Annotated in this window: 22 protein-coding genes and 1 tRNA gene; 6 read left to right on the plus strand and 17 right to left on the minus strand. The window is 68.5% G+C overall.

All coding sequences use genetic code 11. From position 1 onward, the window contains the following. Window positions 1–35: 35 nt before the first annotated feature. The 7 genes from pknB to AB0M02_RS30110 form a co-directional block, all read right to left on the minus strand. On the minus strand, window positions 36–1787 hold the full coding sequence (pknB, locus tag AB0M02_RS30080; RefSeq protein ID WP_364232818.1) for a Stk1 family PASTA domain-containing Ser/Thr kinase: 1752 nt from the start codon (window positions 1785–1787) through the stop codon (window positions 36–38). Then, complete coding sequence (locus tag AB0M02_RS30085) at window positions 1784–3139, minus strand: serine/threonine-protein kinase (RefSeq protein ID WP_364232820.1); 1356 nt, start codon at window positions 3137–3139, stop codon at window positions 1784–1786. The genes pknB and AB0M02_RS30085 overlap by 4 nt, the downstream gene beginning before the upstream one ends. A 1-nt stretch (window position 3140) precedes the next feature. Continuing rightward, entirely contained in the window at window positions 3141–4640 is a 1500-nt protein-coding gene (locus AB0M02_RS30090) for a penicillin-binding protein 2 (protein ID WP_364232823.1), read from the minus strand. Continuing rightward, a complete protein-coding gene (locus tag AB0M02_RS30095; RefSeq protein WP_364232825.1) occupies window positions 4637–6094 on the minus strand; it encodes an FtsW/RodA/SpoVE family cell cycle protein in 1458 nt (485 codons plus the stop codon). Before AB0M02_RS30095 ends, AB0M02_RS30090 begins: the two co-directional genes overlap by 4 nt. Before the next feature lie 78 nt (window positions 6095–6172). Next, window positions 6173–7537, minus strand: coding sequence for a PP2C family serine/threonine-protein phosphatase (locus tag AB0M02_RS30100; RefSeq protein ID WP_364232827.1), 1365 nt, complete (start codon window positions 7535–7537; stop codon window positions 6173–6175). Beyond that, window positions 7534–8016 carry an FHA domain-containing protein gene (locus AB0M02_RS30105; RefSeq protein WP_364232830.1) on the minus strand — a complete coding sequence of 161 codons (483 nt, stop codon included), beginning with the start codon at window positions 8014–8016 and terminating at the stop codon, window positions 7534–7536. Before AB0M02_RS30105 ends, AB0M02_RS30100 begins: the two co-directional genes overlap by 4 nt. A gap of 5 nt (window positions 8017–8021) precedes the next feature. Continuing rightward, window positions 8022–8807, minus strand: a complete 786-nt coding sequence (locus tag AB0M02_RS30110) for a DUF3662 and FHA domain-containing protein (protein ID WP_014440161.1) — start codon at window positions 8805–8807, stop codon at window positions 8022–8024. 231 nt (window positions 8808–9038) lie between these two features. Between AB0M02_RS30110 and AB0M02_RS30115 the strand changes: the two genes are divergently transcribed. The 3 genes from AB0M02_RS30115 to AB0M02_RS30125 all read left to right on the plus strand — a co-directional run bounded on the left by AB0M02_RS30115 (window position 9039) and on the right by AB0M02_RS30125 (window position 10953). Next, a tRNA-Leu gene (locus AB0M02_RS30115) sits at window positions 9039–9121 on the plus strand. A 328-nt stretch (window positions 9122–9449) separates the two neighbouring features. Continuing rightward, window positions 9450–10262 (plus strand): WecB/TagA/CpsF family glycosyltransferase, encoded by an 813-nt coding sequence (locus AB0M02_RS30120; RefSeq protein ID WP_364232832.1) that lies wholly within the window; start codon window positions 9450–9452, stop codon window positions 10260–10262. An 85-nt stretch (window positions 10263–10347) separates the two neighbouring features. Next, window positions 10348–10953: a hypothetical protein gene (locus AB0M02_RS30125; RefSeq protein WP_364232835.1), complete on the plus strand. Its 606-nt coding sequence runs from the start codon at window positions 10348–10350 to the stop codon at window positions 10951–10953. On the opposite strand, the gene AB0M02_RS30130 is transcribed toward AB0M02_RS30125, so the two are convergent. The 3 genes from AB0M02_RS30130 to AB0M02_RS30140 all read right to left on the minus strand — a co-directional run bounded on the left by AB0M02_RS30130 (window position 10950) and on the right by AB0M02_RS30140 (window position 12639). Beyond that, window positions 10950–11408 (minus strand): hypothetical protein, encoded by a 459-nt coding sequence (locus AB0M02_RS30130; RefSeq protein ID WP_364232837.1) that lies wholly within the window; start codon window positions 11406–11408, stop codon window positions 10950–10952. The two genes, AB0M02_RS30125 and AB0M02_RS30130, sit on opposite strands and share 4 nt — an antisense overlap. Window positions 11409–11569: 161 nt before the next feature. Further along, window positions 11570–11788, minus strand: coding sequence for a DUF397 domain-containing protein (locus AB0M02_RS30135; protein ID WP_364233286.1), 219 nt, complete (start codon window positions 11786–11788; stop codon window positions 11570–11572). Beyond that, window positions 11758–12639 carry a helix-turn-helix transcriptional regulator gene (locus tag AB0M02_RS30140; protein WP_364232839.1) on the minus strand — a complete coding sequence of 294 codons (882 nt, stop codon included), beginning with the start codon at window positions 12637–12639 and terminating at the stop codon, window positions 11758–11760. The genes AB0M02_RS30135 and AB0M02_RS30140 overlap by 31 nt, the downstream gene beginning before the upstream one ends. Window positions 12640–13002: 363 nt before the next feature. Between AB0M02_RS30140 and AB0M02_RS30145 the strand changes: the two genes are divergently transcribed. Next, the gene (locus AB0M02_RS30145) at window positions 13003–13332 is read left to right on the plus strand and encodes a hypothetical protein (RefSeq protein ID WP_364232841.1); all 330 of its coding nucleotides are present in this window, start codon (window positions 13003–13005) and stop codon (window positions 13330–13332) included. Between the two features lie 7 nt (window positions 13333–13339). Here the strand turns inward: AB0M02_RS30145 and AB0M02_RS30150 are convergent, their stop codons facing one another. Next, window positions 13340–14035 carry a PASTA domain-containing protein gene (locus tag AB0M02_RS30150; protein ID WP_364232844.1) on the minus strand — a complete coding sequence of 232 codons (696 nt, stop codon included), beginning with the start codon at window positions 14033–14035 and terminating at the stop codon, window positions 13340–13342. A gap of 143 nt (window positions 14036–14178) precedes the next feature. On the opposite strand from AB0M02_RS30150, the gene AB0M02_RS30155 reads away from it, so the two are divergent. After that, window positions 14179–15486, plus strand: a complete 1308-nt coding sequence (locus AB0M02_RS30155; protein WP_364232846.1) for a Hansenula MRAKII killer toxin-resistant protein 1 — start codon at window positions 14179–14181, stop codon at window positions 15484–15486. 4 nt (window positions 15487–15490) lie between these two features. On the opposite strand, the gene AB0M02_RS30160 is transcribed toward AB0M02_RS30155, so the two are convergent. Further along, complete coding sequence (locus tag AB0M02_RS30160; RefSeq protein ID WP_364232848.1) at window positions 15491–16969, minus strand: glutamate-cysteine ligase family protein; 1479 nt, start codon at window positions 16967–16969, stop codon at window positions 15491–15493. A 164-nt stretch (window positions 16970–17133) separates the two neighbouring features. Then, the gene (locus AB0M02_RS30165; protein WP_364232850.1) at window positions 17134–17706 is read right to left on the minus strand and encodes a YceI family protein; all 573 of its coding nucleotides are present in this window, start codon (window positions 17704–17706) and stop codon (window positions 17134–17136) included. Between the two features lie 101 nt (window positions 17707–17807). Here AB0M02_RS30165 and AB0M02_RS30170 point away from each other — a divergent pair, with 101 nt between their 5' ends. Next, window positions 17808–18299, plus strand: a complete 492-nt coding sequence (locus tag AB0M02_RS30170) for a MarR family transcriptional regulator (RefSeq protein ID WP_364232853.1) — start codon at window positions 17808–17810, stop codon at window positions 18297–18299. Between the two features lie 6 nt (window positions 18300–18305). Here the strand turns inward: AB0M02_RS30170 and AB0M02_RS30175 are convergent, their stop codons facing one another. The 4 genes from AB0M02_RS30175 to AB0M02_RS30190 all read right to left on the minus strand — a co-directional run bounded on the left by AB0M02_RS30175 (window position 18306) and on the right by AB0M02_RS30190 (window position 23804). Beyond that, on the minus strand, window positions 18306–19463 hold the full coding sequence (locus AB0M02_RS30175; protein WP_364232855.1) for an acyl-CoA dehydrogenase family protein: 1158 nt from the start codon (window positions 19461–19463) through the stop codon (window positions 18306–18308). A gap of 11 nt (window positions 19464–19474) precedes the next feature. Beyond that, complete coding sequence (locus tag AB0M02_RS30180; RefSeq protein WP_364232856.1) at window positions 19475–20998, minus strand: acyl-CoA carboxylase subunit beta; 1524 nt, start codon at window positions 20996–20998, stop codon at window positions 19475–19477. 155 nt (window positions 20999–21153) lie between these two features. Then, window positions 21154–22464 (minus strand): chaplin, encoded by a 1311-nt coding sequence (locus AB0M02_RS30185; protein WP_364232859.1) that lies wholly within the window; start codon window positions 22462–22464, stop codon window positions 21154–21156. Window positions 22465–22739: 275 nt separating this feature from the next. Then, window positions 22740–23804: a hypothetical protein gene (locus AB0M02_RS30190; protein ID WP_364232861.1), complete on the minus strand. Its 1065-nt coding sequence runs from the start codon at window positions 23802–23804 to the stop codon at window positions 22740–22742. Window positions 23805–23892 lie beyond the last annotated feature (88 nt).

Raw genomic sequence — 23892 nt, forward strand, 5'->3', positions numbered from 1 at the left:
CCGGTAGCCCGCGGGCTACCGGCCTTTTGTCACGCTTACTCGCCGCCGTCGGGACCCCCCGACGGGGTGTCGGTCGGATCCGGCTCACCGTCGGCCTGGACCACCACGATGATCACCGTGGTGCTCTTCTCGACCTTCTTGTTGCCCTTGGGGTCCTGGTCGATGACCGTGCCCGGGTCGCCGCCCTCGGTCACGAACCGCGGCTCGACGTTCAGCCCGTCCTGCTCGAGGAGCGCCTGCGCGACCTCCTGCGACTTGCCGATCACGTCCTGCACGACGACCAGGCTGTTGTTGGAGACCCGCACCGTGATCTTCGTGCCGGGCTCGACCTTCTTGCCGGCGCTCTCCACGGAGATCACTTCACCCTTGGGCTTCTCCGAGTCGACCGGCTTGATCTCCGGGTCGAGGCCGACGCTGCGCAGCGCGGTCTCGGCGGCGCTCTGGTTGCCGCCGACCAGGCCCTCGGGCACCTCGACCGGCTCCGGCGCGTTGCACACCTGGTAGGTGACGGACGCGTTGAGCTCGATGGCCGTGCCGGCCTGGACGGACTGTGTCTTGACGGTGCCGTCGCACTCCTTGTCGACGACCGGGTCCTCGGCCTGGACGTTCGTCAGCTGCGCCCGGGCGATCTCGGCCTGCGCGTCGGCCGGGCTGAGCCCGACCAGCTTGGGCATCGCCACCGTCTGCGGCGCCGCGTCGCCGCCCGGATCGTCGTCGCGCTGACTCATCGCCAGTGCGACGCCCAGGACGACCACCACGAGGAAACTCAGCCCGGCCAGCACCGCCATGACCCACGACGACTTGTTCTCCGGCTTGCGCGGCGGCGCTACCGAAGCCGGGATCGACCGCTGCATGGTGGTCGCGGCCTGCGGCTGCCACTGGTTCGTCCCGGACATCGCGACGGTCTCCGCCTGGCTCATCACCGGCGTCGCCATCACCGGACGGCCGGAGACCGCGCGCAGTGCGTCCGCGCGCATCTCCTGGGCACTCTGGTACCGGTTCAGGGGGTTCTTGGCGAGCGCCTTCAGCACGATCGCGTCGACGTCCGGCGGGACCTCGCGGTTGATCGTGCTCGGCGGGCGGGGGTCCTCACGCACATGCTGATACGCCACGCTGACCGGGCTGTCGCCGACGAACGGCGGGTGGCCGACGACCAGTTCGAACAGGACGCAGCCGGCCGCGTACACATCGGAGCGTGCGTCGACCGACTCACCGCGCGCCTGCTCGGGCGAGAGGTACTGAGCCGTGCCGATCACGGCGCTGGTCTGCGTCATGGTGGTGGCGCCGCTGGCCAGTGCCCGGGCGATACCGAAGTCCATGACCTTGACCTGGCCGTTCTGCGTGATCATCACGTTGCCGGGCTTGATGTCCCGGTGGATGATCCCGTGCCGGTGGCTGAACTCCAGAGCGGCGCAGATGTCGGCGATCATTTCCAGCGCGCGGCGTGGTTGGATGCGCTGTTCCTGTGCGAGAACTTCCTTGAGGGTCCGCCCGTTGACGAACTCCATGACGATGAACGGGAGCTTCTCGCCGGTGGCGGACAACTCCTCGCCGGTGTCGTAGACCGCGACGATCGCGGGGTGGTTCAGCGCGGCCGAATTCTGCGCCTCACGCCGGAACCGCTCCTGGAACGTGGCGTCGCGGGCCAGGTCAGAGCGAAGCATCTTGATCGCCACGTCACGGCCGAGGCGCAGGTCGCGCCCCCGATGCACCTCAGCCATACCGCCGTAGCCAAGCAGCTCGCCGACCTGGTACCTGCCACCTAGCAGGCGGGCCTGCGCCGTCATAACGTCTGTCGTCCTTCGTTCAGTCGGATCCGGCCGAGCTGGGCGTCGGCCTTCATAAGACGGTACGACGCCACCAACACTGGGTCAGCGACCACGCCCGAGCGGAGGATAGCCGTAGACCTGCTGTGATAGCCCAGCGTGTTGTCCGCGGCGGTAGTGCCGTTGCCATGTCGTAACAGGAAAGAGATGACCCCGGCGCAGAGCAGGACGAGAAGAGCCAGCACGACGGCCAGCACGACCAGAACCTGCCGGCCGAAGGTGCTCTCCGGCTTGGCGGTCGGCGAGACTGGCGGTGGGTACGCGTTCACCGGCGGTGACGACTGTGGCCGATACGGCGGTGGCGGCGGAGGTGAAGTCGGGACGGACGCGGCGCCACGGGCACCCGAGACCGGTCGCGGCACCGAGGCACGCGCCGCGGCACCGGACTGCGGGCGGACCGCCGCCGGACTCGTGGGCCGCGCCTGCTGCTGATGCTGCTGATGCTGTTGCTGCGGGTGGTGCTGCGGCTGCGTCACGGGCTGCTGCGCGGCCGTGGTCAGCGAGGACGCAGCCTGCCGTGCGACCGTGGCCATCGCCGAGGCGCTCGGCCAGCGCGCGGTCGGATCCTTGGACATGGCACGTTCCACAATGGCCCGTACCGCGGGCGGGATGTCGCCGGGCAGCGGGCGCGGATTCTCGCGGACGTGCTTCATGGCGATCTCGATCGGGGTGGCCCCGTCGAACGGCCGGTGACCGGAGAGGCACTGGTACGCGACGACGCCGAGCGCGTACACATCGGAGGCCGGCGTGGCGACGTCACCGGCGGCCTGCTCCGGCGAGATGTACGACGCCGTGCCGAGGACCGCGCCGGCGACCGTGAGCTGCCCGACCAGTGCGGAGCGGGCGATGCCGAAGTCGGTCAGGACCAGGGTGCCGTTCGGGCGTACCAGAAGGTTTCCGGGTTTGACGTCGCGGTGCACGATGCCGTTGCCGTGCGCTGCATGCAACGCGTCCGCGGCCTGCGCGACCAGCGCCATGGTCCGCGCCGGTGTCAGCCGGCCCACCCGGCTCAATGTCCGGGAGAGCGCGTCACCCTCGACGTACTCCATCACCAGGAAGGCGATCTGCTGGTCGCTGCCGTAGTCGTAGACGTCCACGACGCCCGGGTGGTTGATGGTGGCCATGGTCCGCGCCTCGCCGCGGAAACGCTCCGCGAACCCCGGCTCGTCGAGGAGCGCCGGCAACAGGATCTTGACCGCGACAGTACGGCCCAGCACCTCGTCGGTGCCGCGCCAGACATCGCCCATACCCCCGCCGGCGATCCGCTCCTCCAAGCGGTACCGCCCACCGAGCGTGACCCCCGGGCGGATCATGTCAGTCCCCTCCCCGGCCCGCCGCGGCCTTCATGATGAGCCCGGCGATCCGGGCAGCCTCGGCACTCGCGTGACCACCGGGCACGTTCTCCAGCATGACGCAGACCGCGGAAACCGCCTCACCCTTCTCGTTGAACGCGAAGCCGATGAACCAGCCGTGCGGGTCGGCACCCTCCGCGTTCTGGGCGGTACCGGTCTTGCCCCCGACGGTGAAGTCGTCGATCCGCGCGTTCTTGCCGGTGCCGTTCTCCACGACACTGACCATCATGTCCTTCAGTTGAGACGCGACATCACCCTGGATCGGTTCACGCAACTTCTCCGGCTGGGCCGTGTAAATCGTCCGCAGGTCCGGGCCGAGCAGCTTCTGCACCAGGTAGGGCCGCATCTGATCGCCGCCGTTCGCCACCGTGGCGGCGATCATCGCGCCCTCCAGCGGCGTCATCCGGACGTCACGCTGACCGAGCGAGGACTGGGCGAGCGCGGCGGTGTCGGTGCTGCCGTCCGGGTTGGCGATGTCACCGGTACGGCTCGCGGCAACCGCGAGTCCGTCGCCGCTCTCCAGGTCACCGACCTTGAGCGCCTCGTCCTCAAAACCGAACGCCTTCGCAGTGTCCTTGACCTTGTCCGCGCCAAGCTTCACGCCGAGTCGCGCGTAACCGGTGTTGCAGCTGGTCGTCAACGCGTCCTTCAGGGTGATCTGCCGGCCGGGGCAGACCTCGTCCTCGGAGTTGCGGATGGTCGCGCCGCCCTCGCGGTAGACGCTGCCCGCCTCGATCTCGGTGGACGTGTCGTAACCGTTCTGCAGAGCCGCCGCCGAGACGATCACCTTGAACACCGAGCCGGGCGGCAGAGTGTTGGCCACCGCTCGGTTCAGCAGCGGCTGGTCCTTGTCGCCGTTGAGCTTGTCGTACGCCTTCTTCGCCGTCGCCGGATCGTGATTGACCAGCGGGTTCGGGTCGAAGCTCGGCATCGAGACCATCGCCTGGATCGCGCCGGTACGCGGATCGATCGCGACCGCCGCGCCCTTTTTCACCCCGCGCTCGTTGTTGGTCATCTGTTTCCAGGCGGCCTCTTGAGCCTTGGCGTTCAGCGAGAGCAGGACGTTGCCGCCGCTCATGCTGTCGCCGGTGAACATGTTGCTGATCCGGTCGGCGAGGAGCTTGTCGCTCTGCCCGGAGAGGAAGTCGTTCTCGCTCGCCTCGATGCCGACCGCGCCCAGACCGACGGGCTTGTAGCCGAGCACCGGCGCGTAGATCTCCTTCTTCGGGTAGACCCGCAGGTACTTCAGGTCGTCCGCGGTCTCCTTGTTCTCGGCGACGGCCTGGCCGCCCACCTGGATCACGCCGCGCGGAGTGTCGTACTCGGCGATCATCACGCGGTCGTTGCGGTAGTTCGTGCGGTACTCGTCGGCCTTGTACGCCTGGATCCAGTTCAGGTTGGCGAAGATCAGGCCGAAGAGGACGAGGATGACGACGCCGGAGCGGCGAAGTGGTGCGTTCACGGCTTGATCACCTCCGTCATGGCGCCGTGCAGCTGGGTGGGTGCCTTCTTCGGTCCGGGCCGTTCCGGGCCACTGCCCGTGGCGGCCGGGCGCCGGGCGGCGTCCGAGATCCGTAGCAGCATCGCGATGAGCAGCCAGTTCGCCATCAGCGAGGAGCCACCGGCGGAGAGGAACGGGGTGGTCTGACCGGTCAGCGGGATCAGGCCGGTGATGCCGCCGAGGATGACGAAGACCTGCAGGCCGAGGGTGAACGCCAGACCGCCGGCGACCAGCTTGCCGAACGAGTCGCGCACCGCCAGGGCCGCGCGCAGGCCGCGCTCGACGATCAGCAGGTACGTCACCAGCAGCGCGGAGAGGCCGAACAGCCCGATCTCCTCGCCGAGCCCGGCGAAGATGAAGTCGGTGCGCACCTCGGGCACCTCACCCGGCGAGCCGGCGCCCGGTCCGCTGCCGAACAGGCCGCCGGAGCCGAGGCCGAGCAGGCCCTGGACCAGCTGGTAGCTGCCGCCGACCCGGTTGTAGTTCTCGTCGTCGAACGGGTTCAGCCAGACCTCGGCGCGGTCGTAGAAGTTCGCGAACGGGCCGCCGACCGAGGCACCCAACAGGTACGCCACGTAGACGCCGCCGAAGAACAGCAGCAGACCGATGATCAGCCAGCTGGCGCGTTCGGTGGCGACGTAGAGGGTGACGATGAACAGCCCGAAGTACAGCAGGGCGGTGCCGAGGTCCTTCTCAAAGACGAGGATGAGCAGGCTGAACAGCCACACCGTGACAACCGGGCCGAGGTCCCGGCCGCGCGGGAAGTCGATGCCCAGGAAGCGGTGGCTGGCCAGCGAGAGCACCTCACGCTTGCGAACCAGGTAGTACGCGAAGAACGAGACCAGGGCCAGCTTGGCGAACTCACCGGGCTGGATCGAGACGCCGCCGACGCGGATCCACAGCTTCGCGCCGTTCACCTCGGAGATGCTGCTCGGCAGCACGGCCGGGATCATCATGAGGACGATGCCGGCGAGGCCGAGCGTGTAGGCGTACCGAGAGACGATCTTGTGGTCGCGGATCACCAGGAGCAGCACCGCGGCGAGGATCAGCGAGAGCAGCGTCCAGGCCAGCTGACGGCCGCCGGTGTCCGAGAAGATCCCCGGGATCGGCTGGTCGGTGGCGATCGCCCGGGCCAGGTCGAGGCGGCGCAGGAAGCCGACGCCGATCCCGTTGATCAGAGCCACGGCCGGCAGGAGCACCGGGTCCGAGAACGGCGCGGTGAACCGGACCACGACGTGCAGGCCCAGGAAGAGCAGGCTCAGCAGCGCGGCCGGCACCCAGAAGTTCGGCTGCAGCGAGTCGAACTGGTTGGCCTCCACGGTGGCGCTGAACACGGCCACGATCACCATGGCGAAGGCGAGCAGCCCCAGTTCAGCGTTACGGCGTGTCTTCCATCCCGTCGGGATACGCGACATCTCGCCCGTGTTGGCGGGCGTCGGAGCCGGTACGGCGGGCGCGGTCAAAAGATGAATCCCCAGACGTGTAGGCCGTGCTCAGTTGACAGTCCGGCACGCGACCGGTTCACCGGCGGCCGGAGCACTCGCGGACGGTTGGGCGTTGGGAGTGGCGCTGGTCGGAGCCACCGACGGCTGGGCGCCGGCGGGAGTCGACGCGGCGGTGGACGGCACCGTGCCGTCCGGGGCGCAGACCGGCTTCAGGTTCGGGTTCGACGGTTCGTCGCTGGTCAGGTCGGCGAGCATGTTCTTCGCGTCGACCTGATCCTCGGCGTGGATGCCCTGCTTGACGCGCTCCTGCGCGACAGTGGTCAGGTCATCGAGCCGGACGGCGCTGGTCTCGCTGAGCGTCGACAGGTCGAGCCCGGCGATCTGCCCCGGAACACCGCGGAAGATGGCGATCTGCCCACCGTCGGTCGCACCCACGTAATACTGATCCTGGGTGTACTGCCAGCCGGCCCAGAGACCGCCGCCGAGCACACCGAGCAACAACAGCACCATGAGAGTGGTTCGGACCGGATGGCCCTGCGGCTCGGGTTCAAATCCGTTCGTCGGCTCCGGCTGCGCCGGGCGTGGCGGCGGTTTCAGCGCCGCGGCACGGGCCGCCGACGTGGAACTGTCCGCGACCGTGGTGTTGCCCCGGTCGAGGGAGGCCGCACCGCCGACGATCGGCGACTGCTCCACGATGTCGTCTATCGCATCCGCGATGATCACCGTGATGTTGTCCGGCCCGCCGCCGCGCAGCGCGAGCTGGACGAGCCGCTCGACACACGCCTTCGGGTCGGCGAGCTCCCGCATCGTCTGGCCGATCGTCTCCCCGCTGACCACGCCGGACAGGCCGTCGCTGCAGATCAGGTACCGATCGCCCTTGAGCACTTGGCGCACCGAGTACTCCGGGTCGATGTCCCGGCCGTCCAGCGCACGCGTCAGCAGCGAGCGCTGGGGGTGACTGCTGGCCTCCTCGGGACTCACCCGGCCCTCGTCGACCAGCATCTGAACGTACGTGTCGTCCTTGGTGATCTGCGAGAACTCACCCTTGCGCAACAAATACGCTCGGGAGTCGCCGATGTGCACCATGCCGAACTTGCTGCCGGAGAAGAGCACCGCGGTCAGCGTGGTGCCCATGCCCTCCAGCTGCGGGTTCGCGTCGACGGTGTCACGCAGCTGCTGATTTGCTGTTCCGACGGCATGCCGCAGGGCGTCGACGAGCGCGTCACCAGGGACGTCGTCGTCGAGTGGCGCCATGGCGGCGATGACAATGTTGGACGCGACGTCACCAGCAGCCATGCCGCCCATGCCGTCCGCGACAGCAAGAAGCCGCGGCCCGGCATAGACGGAGTCCTGGTTCAGGTCTCGGATCAGACCGCGGTCGCTCTGAGCGGCATAGCGCAGGGTCAGGGTCATGGCCGTAACTCAAGAGAAGTGCGCCCGATCCGGATCGGAACGCCAAGGGGGACTGGAGTAGGTCCGGAGACCTTACCGCGATCAAGATAGGTGCCGTTGGTCGAGCCGAGGTCCTCCACGAACCACTGCCCGTCCTGCGGCACCAGCCGGGCGTGCCGAGCGGATGCGAAGTCGTCGGTGATGACGAGCGTCGAATCCTCGGCCCGACCGATAGTGATCTGGGCTTCACCGAGTGTGATGCGAGTGCCGGCCAGATTGCCGGCGGTCACGACGAGTTGCCGCGCCGCCTTACCGCGCTTCGCCTTCGCCGGCCGGCCCTGGAGCACCGCGCCACCCACCCCCCGAGGGCTGGCGACGATGCTCTTGGACCGGACCCCGGAGAAGAGATCCCGCCGGATCACCCCGACCACTGTGAACACGAATATCCACAGCAGGATCAGGAATCCGAACCGGGCGACGGTGAGGACGAATTCGGGCAAGGTCGCTAGCCGTCCACTCGGAAGGTGAGCGTCGTGGTGCCGAGCTGGATCATGTCGCCCGGGTTCAGCGCGACCGCGGAGACCCGCTGGCCGTTGACCATGGTCCCGTTCGTCGACCCGAGGTCGGTCAGCACGACCTGGTTGCCGTCGTAGTCCAGCCGGGCGTGGCGGCGCGAGATGCCGACGTCCGGCAGTCGCAGGTTCGCCTGGTCGCCACGACCGATGACGGTCGAGCCCATCTGCAACGGGTAGGTCCGCCCGTCACCGGAGACCAGCCCGACACTGCGCGGGCCGCCGTGACCACCGTGCGGCGGGTAGCCGCCCTGCTGGTCGTACGGCGAGTACTGCGGGCCGGCGTCATACGCGGGCTGTTGCACCGGGGCTACCTCGCCGCCGGTGTACACCTCCGCGGTGACACGGAACATGCCCGTGTCCAGGCCGTCGCCCCGCTCGATCTCGACGATCACGTCGCCGTAGACCGTCCAGGCCTGCTCACCGATGAACTCGGCCTGGGACTGCGCCAGCTCCTGGGCCAGCGCGGCCGCGTATGGCGCCAGACGACTGTGGTCGTACGGCGAAAGATCGATCACGTAACGGTTCGGCACGAGAGTGCGGCCACCGGCAAGGATGGCCTTGTGCGCCTCGGCCTCCCGCTGCATGGCATTCAGAATCTCAACAGGGTGCACGACACCCTTGAACACCTTCGCGAAGGCCCCTTCGACCAGGCCTTCCAACCGCTTCTCAAAGCGCTGCAGCACGCTCACCGGCTCCTCCTCGGGTTCCGAGGACATGATGGTATCCGGCGACCGCTTGCGCATCTGTAGCCCAAGAGCAGCCGGCACTTCTGACCCTCGTATGACCGCCTGCGACGCCGTGCTAGTGTTCTCTGCGTCGCGGGCGGTATCAACTCGCTTAGTGACGTGCGACAGCGTAGTCTGTCGCAGCCAGTTACAAAAAGCAGGCTCGACCCGCCTGCTTCGGTCGCCAAAGGTCAGATATATGATCTAGGGGACAAGTCACATGGGGATGTGGCGGAATGGCAGACGCGCACGGTTCAGGTCCGTGTGTCCGAAAGGACGTGGGGGTTCAACTCCCCCCATCCCCACGAAGGTGCAGGGGCTCTGTGTTTGCGGGAAGCGCAAACCGGGGCCCCTTCGTCATGCTAGCCGGGGGGCCGAGCCCCCCGCACCCCCCACGTTGCGGTGGGAGCTGTGGAAAGTGCCTGGTCGCTGTGGGTGAATTTTCAAGATCTTTCATTTGTACGGCGTGAGCTTTCACTTCAGAGTGTTTTTACCCCCTGTTCAGGTGGTAGTAGTGGCTGTCACCCGGGTGGGTCGGTGATGTTGTGCTGTTCGGCACTTGGGTGTCAGCTGATTCACAGGGCGGTGAGGCTATGCTCGCCGTCTGTTGTCGCCAACGCTGGAGAGTCGTCCGTGATCGATGTTGCCCAGGGTAAGCGGAACGTGTTGGGCGTGCTCGTCGACGTGACGGACTATGCGTCGGCTACGGCGCGGATCGTTGAGGCGGCTCGGGAGCAGCGGGCGTTCGCGGTCACGGCGCTGGCGGTGCACGGCGTCATGACAGGCGTAGAAGACCCCGCGCACAACGCCCGTCTCAACTCCTTTAATCTTGTTACGCCGGACGGGCAGCCGGTGCGGTGGGCGTTGAACCTGTTGCACGGGGCCGGGCTCACCGATCGGGTGTATGGGCCGACGCTCACTCTCAAGGTCGTGGAGCAGGCGGCTGCTGAGGGCCTTCCTGTTTATCTGTACGGGTCGACGCAGCCGGTTCTGGATCGGTTGGTGCCGGCGTTGCAGGGGATGTTTCCGGCTCTGAAGATCGCGGGGGTGGAGGCGTCCAAGTTTCGGGCGGCTCTGCCGGGCGAAGAGGTGGAGATCGCGGAGCGGATCAAGGCTTCCGGGGCGCGGATCGTGCTCGTGGGGCTCGGGTGCCCGCGCCAGGAAGTGTTCGCGTATGCGATGCGTCCGCTTTTGGACATGCCGCTGCTGGCGGTTGGCGCGGCGTTCGACTATCACGCGGGGCTGCTGAAGAACCCGCCGGCGTGGATGCAGAAGTACGCGCTGGAGTGGCTGTGGCGTCTCGGCCTCGAGCCGAAGCGACTGTGGAAGCGCTATGTGCTGCTCAACCCGGCCTACCTGGGGCGGCTCGCGGCGCAGAAGGCCGGCCTGTGGAAGGCGACGGCACCGGAGGCGGCCACCGCGCCGGTGCACGGGTTCGCGGTCTGATCTCTACCCCTACGGGTGCCCGGTGGGGGCCTGGTCGGGGCATATCCCGGTTTCGGCGACGCCGGAATCGGTGAACGCTGTCGATGTGAACACCGCAGTGGACGTCATCCTGATCGGCATCCTCGCCGCCGTCTGGCTCGCCGCCGGACTGCTGGTGGACGGCCTGCCCACCGCCGGCACGGCTCACCAGCTGCGCCGCCGCGCCGGACTCCTCACGCTTCTGGTGGGCGCGGGTGCAGCGGTGTTCGTCGCTGTCCCACTCGTCGCCGAGCTCGTGCCGGGCCTGTCGTCGGCGCCGTCGGCCGCACTGCTCCCGGCCATACCCGCCCTGCTCGTGCTGACCGCCACGGTGCGGCGCCTCAGCTGGGTGCGGCGCGGTGCGGGCGCGTTCGCGACCGCACCACTCGCCCCGGTTCCGCCCGCGCTGCGCGCCGCCGCAGCACACCCTCTGGTGGCCGCGCCGCTCCAGGTGACCGGACTGACCGCGCTGATCGGCCTGCCGATCGCGGCGGGGCTGGTCGAGCTGCCGGGCGCCGGGACCTCGGGCATGGCCGGCATCGCCGTCACGGTGGTCGCGATCCTGGTCCTGGCCATCGGCATCCGCGCCGCCCTGCGGCACAGCCGTCTGGCCCCGCTGGTGATGGCGCCCCTGAGCCGCGGGCGCAGCCGCGTCCCGGCCGACGCCCGCTAGGACTTCTTCGCCTCTTGCACGTACAGCAGCTCCAGAATGGAGCGTGCCGCCTCGAACCAGCGGTCCAGCCAGTCCGACGCCGGGAGCGTGCCCCGGGCCGGCAGCTCCAGCAGCAGCCCGCGCAGCAGCGGGTGGTCGGCCATCGACTGGCTGCTCGACGAGCTGCTCTCGGGCCAGGATCCGGAGCTGAAGACCGGCTCGGTCAGGCCCTGCAGGTCGAGCGAGGGCAGCTTCGCCGCCCGGTCGAGCGCGCTGGTCGGCTCGATACTGTGCGAGCGCCCGGGCGACCGCGTCGGGAGCCCGGAGCTGCTGCTGCGCGACACCAGTTCGCCGTCGCCGCCGTCCGCGGCCAGCGCAGCATCCCGCCGGTTCTGCCGGTACGCGCTCACGCCACCGCTGAATCGGTCCTGCGCCGTCGACGAACCGTTGCTGAGGTTCTCGGAACCAATCGTCATTTCTCTGCCTTGCCTCGTTCGGTGATCGTCCCGGCCATCAGCGCGGCCCGCTCCGCGCTTAGAGGCTTCAACGAGGCGGGTCGCGCACGGCGACGGGAAAAACGGGCAAATAGCTACGGCCGGCTCGGGTGCGACGCGCACCGAGCCGGCCGTTCACAGGGTCAGAGGTCGAACTCGCCGTCCTTGGCGCCGCCCACGAACGCGTCCCACTCGGCTGCCGTGAAGATCAGGGCGGGTCCCGCCGGGTTCTTGGAGTCGCGTACCACGATCGCCTCGTCGACGAACGCCACCTCGACGCAGTTGTCACAGTTCGGGCCGCTACGCGTGCTCTTGAACCACTCGGCGCGGCTCAGATCGACCCGGAAACCCTTCGTCTCGATTTCCACAACGGCTCCTCTATCAGCATCTCGATCATGTCGATGGACTCGTCCGGATCCAGGGCCGAGTCTCGGATGGTGTCGAAGACGGTGACGTACTTACGGAGTTCGTCGTCCTTCTCCAGGAAGAGCCCGCCGGCCGCGTTCTCGGCGAACACCACGGCGGGATCTCCGTCCGAGGGGAAGTCGAGAATGGCGAACGCGCCGTCCATGCCCGCGTGTGCGCCGACCGAGAACGGCAGGATCTGGAGAGTCACGTTCGGCAGCCGCGCGGTATCGACCAATTGTCGCAGTTGGTCCCGCATCACCGCGTCGCCACCGACCGGTCGACTCACCACCGCTTCATCGAGCACCATCCAGAGATCGATTGGATCGTCCTGAATCAACAACGACTGCCGTTCCATGCGGACGCGGACCCGTTGCGCGTTTCTCTGATCGGTGTCATCCCATCGGGCGGACCTGATGAGTGCCATTGCGTAGTCCTCGCTCTGCAACAGGCCCGGAATGACCTGTTGCTCGTACGCCCGAATTGATCTCGCCTCGGCCTCCAGGCCGACATATGCGCTGCTCAGGACCGTGGAGAACGGGTGCCACCACCCTTTCTGCCGCGCGTCTCGTGCAATTTGGACCAATTCGTCGGCAATACCTTGCTCTACGCGGTAAATGTCCAACATGGCCTGAACATCGCCCTGCGTTGCCCCGGTATGCCCGGTTTCAATGCGCGATATCTTGGACGTCGAGCAGCCGAGCCGCTCCGCCACCATGTCGATGGTCACACCGGCCGCCTCGCGGTACCTGCGCAGTTCCACTCCGAGGCGACGACGGCGAACGGTGGGACTGCGGCGTCGATTCACTCGATCAGTCTCCCCGCCGAGTTCTTGATCGTTCAAGCACATTGGATGATCACGGAGGATCACCAAAGGCTGACATGCAACTTGCATCGACAGAACTGGTGGTGCAATCTTTCCGTAGGCCCTGCATCACTTAATGTTCTTGAGGGAACAGGGCAAGTCAGGCATTAACCTCACAACGACGTCCGATACGGGGCGCCGAGACACTGGCAGTCTGTTGTGGACTGCCGCCCGAGACCTGGGTGGCGTGATCGGCGATAGTGACGTTCCGCAACCGTCTTCGATGGTTGGCACTGTCGAAGGCTTGCAAAGGTGTATCAGACGGGCAGACTGGTGCATCTGTGTCACAAGCTATTACCACCCCACATGAGTCTCAGGGCAGGAGATGACGTGGTTCTTCCTCGGTCCGGTGATGTCATCCACGTGACGAAGGCGGCCAGCGTTCAGTTCACATCGCCGATGCTCTTCCGGGTCATCCGGGTCCATGACTGGCCGACGTACGAGGGCTGGGTGTGGCTCGACGGTTACGAGCTCAACTCGGCCGGCGACGCGGTCGAGCGCCGCTCCATCTTCGTGCAGGTCAACGGCCTGCGACCGGTCGGCAAGGCACCGGATCCGCGGGCGCGCAACGGTGGCCGCCATCCCGTGACGCGCCCGGCCGCGGTCCCGACACGGACCCTGCGCGCCAACCGCTGACGGTGGTCTAACGAGGCGTCGCCGATGGGGACGACGGCGCCGGATCCGTCGTGCCCGGTTGGGCGACGACCAGCGTGACCCGGGTGTCCGACGGCACCAGCCGGCCCTCCGGCGGGTCACTGTCGATCACCGTCTCCGGCTCGGCGTCACTCGGCCGCCGGATCACCCGGTACGTCAGCCCGGTCCGCTCCAGCGCCGCCTGGGCGTCCTCGAGCGGCATCCCGCGCAGCGCCGGCACGGTGACCTCGCGGTCGACCGGCTCGGTCGTCGGCGGCGTGGACGCGGTCGTGGTCGGTGGTGTGGTGGGCGCGCTGGTCCGCGAGTCCCTGGTCGGCGTTGTCGCCTCGGTGACGGGCGCCGACGGTGTCTCCGTGCCGTTGCCGGAGTTCTGCACGATCACCGCTATTCCGAAACCGAGCAGGCCCAGGAGCAGCAGTGCCGCGATGCCGACTGCAATCGGCGTCCACCATCGCTTCTGCTCCTCGGCCGGCCCGAAGTCGGCCCAGTCGGCCTCACCGGTCTCGAACGGCTCGGTCTCGCCGCGCCTCGGTGGGCGAACCTCGGCTCGGCCGCTCCACACCGACCGGTCGCCGTCATCCGATCGGGGGCCCCCGGACGAGGGATTCGGGGCGGCGTCCATCGGGCGCGTCTCGTCCGGGCGCGGGGCATCCTCGTCCCGGCCGGGCGGTCGCTCCTCGGGCATCGCCTGTTCCTTCCGCTTCCCCCGCCAGTAGTCCGTCGCTGCGTCAACGTATCGAATCTTGGGGGCATGTGGGGCTGTCCACCGGGGGAAACCGGATCTCAGGGAATTCGCAGACATCGGCGGCTGCCAGTACAGTGCCCGGCATGTCCGACAGGGGCTTGACAGCACAGGCCGGCGCCGCAGCGGGAATCGCCGCGGGTGCGGGAGCCGCACAACTGGGTCTCGGCTACGGCCTCGGCGTCATCGCCTGGCCGGTCACCGCCGCCGAGGCGGAGAGCGTCTGGCTGGGCAGCCTCGGCTGGGCCACCTGGATCACCGCGAGCGCGACCGTCCTGGGTGCGGTGATCGCCGGGCGGCTGCAGCCGGCTCCGCCCGGTCGCTGGCGTGTCCTCTGGAGATTCGTGCTGGCGGCCTCCTCGGCGCTGGGCGCCCTCGTCTCGGTCGCGCTGGTCGCGCTTCCGGCCCGCTCGGCGGTACGAGCCGACACGCTCTCCCCCCAGGTGGTCGCCGGTGGCTACGCCCTCGCGGGGCTGCTCGCCGGCCTCGTGGTGGCGTTCTGGGCGGTGTCCTCCAGCCCGGTCGCCGCCAACCTGATCGGCACCGCGCTCTGGCTCTGGGCACTGGCCATCGCCGGTGTCGCCGCCGAACTGGCCAGTGGCCGTGACTTCGCGACGTACCTGACGAGCTGGCAGTTCGCCGAGTCGGTGAGCCCGATGCGGTACGGCGGTATCTACTGGCCGAGCGCCCTGCTGACCCTGGTGGCGGCGTTCGTCATCGGCCTGGCCGCGTCCTGGCCCGCCGCACGCCGCGGCGAACTCGGCCTCGGCACCGCGATCTCCGGCGCTGTCGGCCCGCTGCTCGTGGCCTTCTCCTTCCTACTGCTGGCACCGCAGCTCACCGCGGCCATGGGCCCGCTGCAGTCGGCCTACCTGATCGCGCCGTACGCGGTCCTCGCCGGCCTGGGCGGATCGGCGTTGACCGTCACCGTGGAGCAGGCGCGCCGCAACCGGCAGCAGCGCGTGGCCCGCCCGGCCGCCGGAGCGCTGCCGAGCGGCTCCTCCGACGACGAGCCGGACACCGCCGTCATCCCGGTCCCGCGCGCCTCCACAACCGGTCCGACAGCGAAGCCCGTCGCTCCGCCGCCTGCGCCTGCGCCTGCGAGGCCGGTACCACCTGCGCCTGCGAGGCCGGTCGCTCCGCCGCCGGTGAAGCCGATCACGGCCCCGCCGCCGCCCGCGAAGGCGACCGGACGTGCAACGGCACCCGAAAAGCCAGGTAAGTCCGATACTCCCAAGCCCGGTGACTCCCTGCTCGGCCTCACCGACCCGGAGATCGCCGAGGCCGCCCGCCCGTCGGCGAAACGGCCGGCACCACGCAAGTCCGGCAACACGATCACGCCGCCACCGGCCAACCCGACGATCGCCCGGATCAACCCGGACGAGAAGCCGTAAACAGCTAGTCCACCGGCCAGGTGTGCACGGGCTCGTTCAGCCGCTGCAGGTCCAGGTATCGCTGCGTCATCTCCCGTACCGCCGCGAAGCGATCCCCGTTGCCGCGCTGCTCCGCCGCACGGACCGCTTCCGTCTGCCAGGTCGCGCCATTGCGCCGGGCCCGGCACCGGCCCTCGATGATCCCGAGAAGCCGGTCCCGCTGCGCCGGATTCACCCCGAACCGGTCAAGGCCCGCATGGGCCTTCGGCAGCAGCGTGTCCATGACCAGCTCGGTGACCGGCACCCGGCCCGACCCGGGCCAGTGCATCGAGGCGTCGATGCCGTCGCGCGCACCGTTGCGGAAGTTCTCCGTCGCGGCCGCGAAGTCCAGGCGGGACCAGATCGGGCACTCCTCCTCGGCGAGCTCACCGACCAGTCCGAAGTAGAGAGCCGCGTTGGCCATCAGGTCCACCACGCTGGGGCCGGAGGGCAGCACCCGGTTCTCCACCCGCAGGTGCGGACGTCCGTCGACCACGTCGTAGACCGGGCGGTTCCACCGGTAGACCGTGCCGTTGTGCAGGCGCAGCTCGAGCAGCCGGGGAATGCCGCCGGCATCCCAGACCTCGGCCGGCTCCTCGTCGAACATCTCCGGCAGCAGCGGCGGGAAGAACCGGACGTTCTCCTCGTACAGGTCGAAGGCCGAGTTGATCCATTGTTCGCCGAACCACACCCGGGGGCGCACGCCCTGTTCCTTGAACTCGTCCGGGCGGGGGTCGGTGGCCTGCTCGAAGAAGACGATCCGGGTCTCCGCCCAGAGCCGCCGCCCGTGCAGGAACGGCGAGTTGGCGCCGAGCGCGACCTGGACGCCGGCCAGTGCCTGCGAGGCGTTCCAGTACCGGGCGAAGTCGGCGGGCGCGACCTGCAGGTGGAACTGGACACTGGTGCAGGCAGCCTCCGGCGCGATCGAGTCGCTGGTCCCCCGGTACCGCTCGACACCCCGGATGTCGATCCGGAAGTCGTCACCGCGCGCGCCGACGATCTCGCTGTTCAGCGCCTTGAACCGCTCGCCGGCCGAGAGGTTCCCGGGCACCAGGTGCTCGGGTGCCAGGGTCGGCAGCATGCCGATCAGCGCGAGCCGGCTCTCCGCTTTCCGGGCGCACTCGGCCGCGTGCCGCAGACCGTCCAGAATGTCGTGTTCGTAGTCGCCGAGGCCGTCACCGGCGATGTGCCGTGGCGGCACGTTGAACTCGATGTTGAACTTGCCGAGCTCGGGCTGGAACCGCGGATCGCACAGGTCGGTGAGGATCTCGGCGTTCCGCATGATCGGGCCGGCGTCCCCGTCGACCAGGTTGATCTCGATCTCCAACCCGGTCGTCATGGTGCCGTGGTCGAACGCGTCCGCGTCGAGCATGCGGCCCAGGACGTCGAGGCAATCGCGGACCTTGTGCCGGAACCGCACCCGGTCGTACGGCGAGAAGACGGCGTTCACCAGATCTTTGCCCATGGGCCCTCCCGGACAGCCAGGGACGAAGCGGACGTCGGTCACCTCTCTGTGAACGAACGCTTGCGTTCGGTTCACACTGCCATCCCGGCGGGCCAACCGCCAGACGAACCGAGGCGCCGCCGGAACCCCGGCGACGCCTCGGTTGTGGATCAGTCAGATATGGATCAGCCCTGCTGGAGGACGGCCTCGCCCTCGATCTCGATCTTGACCTTCTTGCTGACCATGAAGCCGCCCGACTCCAGGGCGACGTTCCAGGACAGGCCCCAGTCGTCACGGTCGATCTCGGTGTGCGCGCTGAAGCCGAAGACGTGCTGCCCATACGGGCTGGTGGTGGCGCCCTCGAACTCGACGACCAGCTCGACCGGACGGGTCACGTCCTTGATCGTGAGCTCGCCCTCGAGCACGAACTCCGCGCCCGAGTGGGACTTCACACCGGTGCTGCGGTACTCCATCGTCGGGTACTTCTCGACCTCGAAGAAGTCGCCGGTGCGCAGGTGGTTGTCGCGGTCGACCTGACCGGTCTCGACGCTGCCTGTCTTGATCGACGCGGTTACCGAGGAGTCCAGCGGATTCTCGCCGACCACGATGGTGGCGCTTGCCTCACCGAACTGGCCGCGGACCTTGCTGACCATGAGGTGCTTCACCACGAAACCGACCCGCTTGTGCGCCGCGTCCAGCTCGTAGGTGCCGGCGGCGGGGATCTGAAGACCTTCGAACTCACGGGTGCTGACGGTCATGACACTGCCTTCTCTCGAAGCTCTGCGGGGATGCTTGTCTGACGGAGCAACTATATGCTCCGCAATATTCCTCCTGTCAAGTGCCTGCTACTGTCGAGAGCGTGAACAGTGACCTGGACGACCCACGCCTCACCGCAGTCGGGCTGCTCGCGGAGGCGTACACGGGCTTGATGAACCGGCTGACCGTGCAGCTGGAGGAGCACCGCCTCTCCGGCGTGGAGTTCGAGGTGCTGATGCGCCTGGCCCGATCACCGGGCCAGCGCCTGCGGATGACCGATCTGGCAGGTCAGACGACGCTGTCCACCAGCGGCGTGACACGGGTCGTCGACCGGATGGAGCGGGGCGGCCTGGTGCGGCGCGAGGCGTGCGCGAGCGACCGGCGCAGCTCCTACGCGGTGATCACCGACACCGGCAGCCAGCGGCTCGCCGAGGTCCTTCCCGGCCATCTGGAACTCGTCCAGAGGTGGTATGTGGGATTGCTCACCGAGGAGCAGATGACCCAGCTGCAGGGCTCGCTGCGCACCATTCGGGACACGGTCAATCCCTGCGCGGTGGCCGGCAGCACCGAAACGGAAACGGTCCTGCCGGCCTGAGACGGGCTAGAGCCCGAGCCCTCGGGCGATGAGCATCCGCTGGACCTCGGACGTGCCCTCGCCCACTTCGAGGATCTTGGCATCGCGGTAGAAGCGGCCCACCGCGGACTCGTTCATGAAGCCGTACCCGCCGTGCACCTGGGTCGCGTACCGGCTGTTCTCCATCGCGGCGTTGCTGGCGTTCAGCTTGGCGATCGCCGCGAACCGCTTGAAGTCGCTGCCGGCCAGCATCCGGGCGGCGGCGTCGTAGTAGCCGAGCCGGGCCGTGTGCGCGCGCAGATCCATGTCCGCGATCAGGAACTGCACGGCCTGGTGGCCGCCGATCTCGCGGCCGAAGGCGGTGCGCTGCTTCGCGTACGTGACCGACTCGTCCACACAACCCTGGGCCAGCCCCACCGAGAGGGCGGCGATCGCGATCCGGCCCTCGTCCAGGATCCGCAGGAACTGGGCCAGTCCCCGGCCACGCTCGCCGAGCAGGTTGGCGGCCGGCACCCGGACGTCGTCGAACGACAGCTCGTGGGTGTCCGAGGCGCACCAGCCGACCTTCGAGTACTGCGGCGCCACGGTGAACCCGGGTGTGCCGGACGGCACGATGATCGTGGAGAGCTCCTTGGTCCCGTCCGGGTTCGTCCCGGTCACCGCCATGACCGTCACCAGGCAGGTGATGTCGGTGCCGGAGTTCGTGATGAACGCCTTGGTCCCGTTGATCACCCACTCGCCGGCCGACTCGTCGAGCACCGCCCGGGTGGTGGTGCCCCCGGCGTCCGAACCGGCGCCCGGTTCGGTCAGGCCGAAGGCGGCGAGGCTCTCACCGCTGGTCAGCCGGGGCAGCCAGGTGTTGCGCTGCTCGGGTGTACCGAACCGGTAGATCGGCATGGCGCCGAGCGAGACGGCGGCCTCCAGGGTGACCGCCACCGAGCTGTCCACTCTGGCCAGTTCCTCGAGGGCGAGGCAGAGCGCGAAGTAGTCGCCGCCCATCCCGCCGTACTCCTCGGGGAACGGAAGCCCGAAGAGTCCCATCTTGCCCATCTGCCGCACGATGTCGTACGGAAAAGACTTGTTCTCGTAGTGCTCGGCGATGACCGGGGCGACCTGCTCCCGAGCGAACGCCTGCACGCTCTGACGCAACTCCTCGTACTCGTCGCCGAGCCGGAAGTCGACCATGACGATCCTCTCTAGACAGGAGTGACGCCGTGCCGGCGCCGGGAGAACGCGCGTTCCTTGTTGCGTGCCGCGGCGAAACGGCGGACCAGCTCGGCCCGGAGATCGCCCGGCTCCACCACGGCGTCCACGACGAGTTCGCTGGCCAGGCGCATGATGTCGATGTCGCGCTCGTACTCGGCGCGGCGCTGTGCGACGAAGGCGGCCCGCTCATCGGGGTCCTCGATCGCCGCGATCTTGTTGGCGTAGACCGCGTTGACGGCCGCCTCGGCACCCATCACGGCGATCTTCGCGGTCGGCAGGGCGATGGTGGCGTCCGGCTCGAAGCCGGGACCGGCCATCGCGTAGAGACCGGCGCCGTACGCCTTGCGGACCACGACACAGATCTTCGGCACGGTGGCCTCGGAGATCGCGGTGATCATCTTGGCGCCGTGCCGGATGATGCCCTGTTTCTCGACGGCCGTGCCGACCATGAAGCCGGGGACGTCGGTCAGGAAGAGCAACGGCACATTGAAAGCATCACAGAGTTGGACGAACCGGGTGGCCTTGTCGGCGGAGTCGACGAAGAGCACGCCGCCCTTGAACATCGAGTTGTTGCCGACGACACCGACCACCTCGCCGTCGAGACGGGCGAACCCGACGGTCAGCTCGCGGGCCCAGAGCGCGTGGATCTCGAAGAACGAGTTCTCGTCGACCAGGCCTTTCACGTACCTCCGCATGTCGAAAGCCTGCCGCTCGCTGGCCGGAACCAATGCACTCAGATCGATGCCGGCAGGTTCCGCGCTCGCCGCCGCGGGCGGGCGAGCGGTCCAGTTGCCCGGAAGGTACGACAGATAGGTCCGCACCACGTCGAGCGCCTCGCGCTCGGTCTTGCAGAGGAAGTGGCCGACGCCGGACTCGGCGCAGTGCACCCGGGCCCCACCCATCGCCTCCAGGGTGGTCTTCTCCCCGGTGACCATCTCGACCATCCGGTCGGAACCCAGATACATGCTGGCGTTGCCCTCGACCATGGCGACCACGTCGCAGAACGCCGGAATGTAGGCCCCACCGGCCGCCGACGGCCCGAACAACGCGCAGACCTGCGGGATCGAGCCGGAGGCGCGGACCTGGTTGTGGAAGATCCGGCCGGCACCGCGCGGGCCGGGGAAGAGGTCGACCTGGTCGGTGATGCGCGCGCCGGCCGAGTCGACGAGGTAGACCATCGGCACGCCCTGCCGATACGCCCGCTCGATGATGCGGATGATCTTCTCGACCGTACGGGCACCCCAGGAACCGGCCTTGACCGTGGAGTCGTTGGCCATGACGCACACGTCCCGGCCGTCGATCCGGGCGACTCCGGTGATCACGCCATCCGCGGGCAGTCCGTCGGCGAGACTGTTGGCATAGAGCCCGTCCTCGACGAACGAATCCTCGTCGACCAGCAGCGCGACCCGCTCCCGAGCGAAGAGCTTGCCCTTGGCGGCGTTGGCGGCGTGGTACCGCTCGGCACCGCCGGCCAGCACCCGCTTGCGCACTCCCGCGAGCGCGTCGCCGTCCATCGGCCCTCCCTTAACGGTCGTTAATCCTTAACGAGCGTTAGGCTAGCTCACCGGCAGCGCCGCGGCAACGACGAACGGGAGCCCCCGCGGATGCGAGGACTCCCGTTTCGCGCTTCAGTGAACTCTGCTTCAGTGAGCAGGGTCAGTGCGCTGGGTCAGCGCACGGCCTGGAGCAGGTCGAAGCCGCCGAGGCCGCCGGTGCCGATGCCACCGAGGTCGTCGACCAGGGACTTCTCGGTCATGCGACCGCCCTTGTCGCCGTACTTGGCCGGCTTCTCGCCGCCGTAACCCTTGTCGCCGCGGACGTCGCCCTGGTCGTTGTAACCCTGGTCGCCACGGACGTCGCCCATGTCGTCCTGGTCGTTGTAGCCCTGGTCGCCGCGGACGTCGTCGTCCTTGTCCTTCTGGCCGTAGCCCTTGTCGTCGTCGTAGTCCTTGTCACGGTCCTTGCCACCGTTGCCGGGGTAGTTGCCGTGCGGGCGGTGGCCGTTGTCACCGATGACGTCGTCACCGACGACGTAGACCGGCTTCTGCTGGCCCGGGCGGATGACCCGAACCCGGCGGACGTCGTTGCTGGTGCTCGCGCCGATGCTGTTGGAGCAGACGCCGTACGACGACGCGGAGCCGAGCAGGGCGCCGAGAGCGTTGCCGCACGCGTTGATCGGAACGTTGATCGGAACGGCGACGTTGTTGCCGCTGACGATGCCCCGGTTACCGGCGGCGACCTGGCTCACGCCGGCGACGCCACGGGCACGGACGCGAGTGCGGTCGCTGTCGCAGCAGCCGTTCTCGGCATGCTTGCCCTCGAGGTAGACCTTGCCCCGGCGGACGGAACCGATGTGGTTGCTGCACACGCCCGTGCCCTGCGCGAATCCGATCACCGCGATCGCGTTGCCGCACGCGTTGATCGGAACGTTGATCGGAACGGCGACGTTGTTGCCCGAGATGAAGCCGCCGTTGCCGTACGCGACCTGGCTGACGGTGCCCACGCCCGGGCCGAGGCCGAAGCCGCGGTCGCTGTCGCAGCAACCGTGCTCAGCGCGGGTGCTCTCGATGTAGTTCCCGCTGACGCCGTAGCTGCGGGACCCACCGATCACGGACACGGCGTTGCCGGTGAGGTTGATCGGGATGTTGACCGGGACCGCGACGTTGTTGCCGGACCCGATGCCGGAGTTGCCGTACGCGACCTGGCCGACGTCACCGGCGCCGCCCTTGTGGCCGCTCTCCTGGATGTAGTTGTAGCCCGCGCCACGAGCGTCGGCGTAACCGAGCACGCCGATGCCGTTGCCGACCACGTTCACCGGGATGTTGATCGGGATGGCGACGTTGTTGCCGCTGAGGATGCCCCCGTTGTAGGCGGCCGTCTGGTCGACGTCGGCCTGCGCGGCCGCAGCCGGGGCGAGCAGCAGGGCACCGGCGGCCAGGACGCCGACGCTCAGAGTCTTACGAACCCACGTCTTCTTCATAAGAAAGAGAAGCCTTTCGCAATGGTCAGAATTGATTCCGATATTCAATTAGAAATGGTTCCGGGAACCTCTGTTTTTGGGCGCAGCGGTGCCCTGGCTCGTTTTCTCCGGCCCTGACCCCGCCTGTCGACACGCGCCCCTTTTGCCGGCGCTTCGAGCAGCGGTGAAGTGATTACCTGGGCTGTCCGCGATTCGCCGCCTGTGCGCAGGCGGGTGAGGAATCGGAGCGCCGGTGGGTGCGACGGCCGGGAGGATGGTGGCCGCCGGTGCCCTCACTAGTCAGGTGAGACGGTCGGTGCCTCGGCGTCGTGACGCCGGACCTCGACCTCGGGTGCGGGCCGGCGCAGCTGGAAGTCCACCGCACCGTTCGCGACCCGGGCCGGGAGGACGGCTGCCGAGCCGACCTCCGGAGACGATCCCGACGCTCCGGCCGGGATGCCGCTGACTGCCCCGAGGTTCATCCGCACCGGCTCCGGCCCGTCTCCGGGCGGCTCCTCGCGAATCGTTTCCGGCGTTACCGGCCGGAGGGCCGGAATGTGCCGTTGAACATGGGACCCGGGGGTGGTCTCCGCGTGCCGGATCCGCTTGACAGCGGCCGTGGTCCGCGAGACCTGAGTGCTGTTGCCCGCCGCGGCGAGCGTTTCCGGCGACACCGTCACCCGGGCGCGCTCGGCGCCTTTCCGGGCGTTCGTGCCACCGGTCGCCGGCGTGACATCCGCCGGCGATTCGTCCGGCGTGATCTCCGCCGGTTCCGGCTCGGTCACGGGATCCGCGGCGTTCTCCGCCGGCTCGGTCCGCGTCCGGTCATCCGCCGTTCCGCCGCTGGTACGCGGCGGGGCGATCACCGTGCGCAGGACCTTGCCGACGGGTCCCGCATCGATCGCGGTTCCGTCGTGCACGACCTCGTCGAGCGTCCCGACCGGCCCGGACAGCACCCGTTCCGGCGCTGTGAGGATCGACGTCACAGCGTGGCGCCGGTGGGATTTCGATGCGGACTCCAGCGGCTGGACGGCCGCCTTCAGGAGTCCGCCGACTGCAGCATCATCATCTCCGGACACCGTCGCGACACTGTGCAGCGCGGACCCGAGCAGCGAGCCGGACGGCTCGGAGTCAGGGTCGGCCGCGTGTGCGGCGGAGCCGGTGAGCAGCCAGGCCGCACCGGCCAGGCCACCGACCACGAGTGCACGCAGGACCCACCGGGAACCGGTGCGTCCCGCGCGGCGCTCCGGCCGCCGCTCCGCCCCCTGGGTTGGGGACGGCATGAGCGCGGAGTCGCCGCGGGCGATCGCCGCGGGACGGCACGCCGTGCGCGATTCGCGCTCGACCTCCCAGCCCGCCATGATTCACCCCTCGTCGTTGACGCCTTATACGCCGGTTTTGGTCCGCATGAGGCGGAACAGGCGATATTGGCCACTCGGTATTGGTAAC

This window comes from Actinoplanes sp. NPDC051861 (assembly GCF_040681145.1).
In the GTDB taxonomy this organism is placed as follows: domain Bacteria; phylum Actinomycetota; class Actinomycetes; order Mycobacteriales; family Micromonosporaceae; genus Actinoplanes.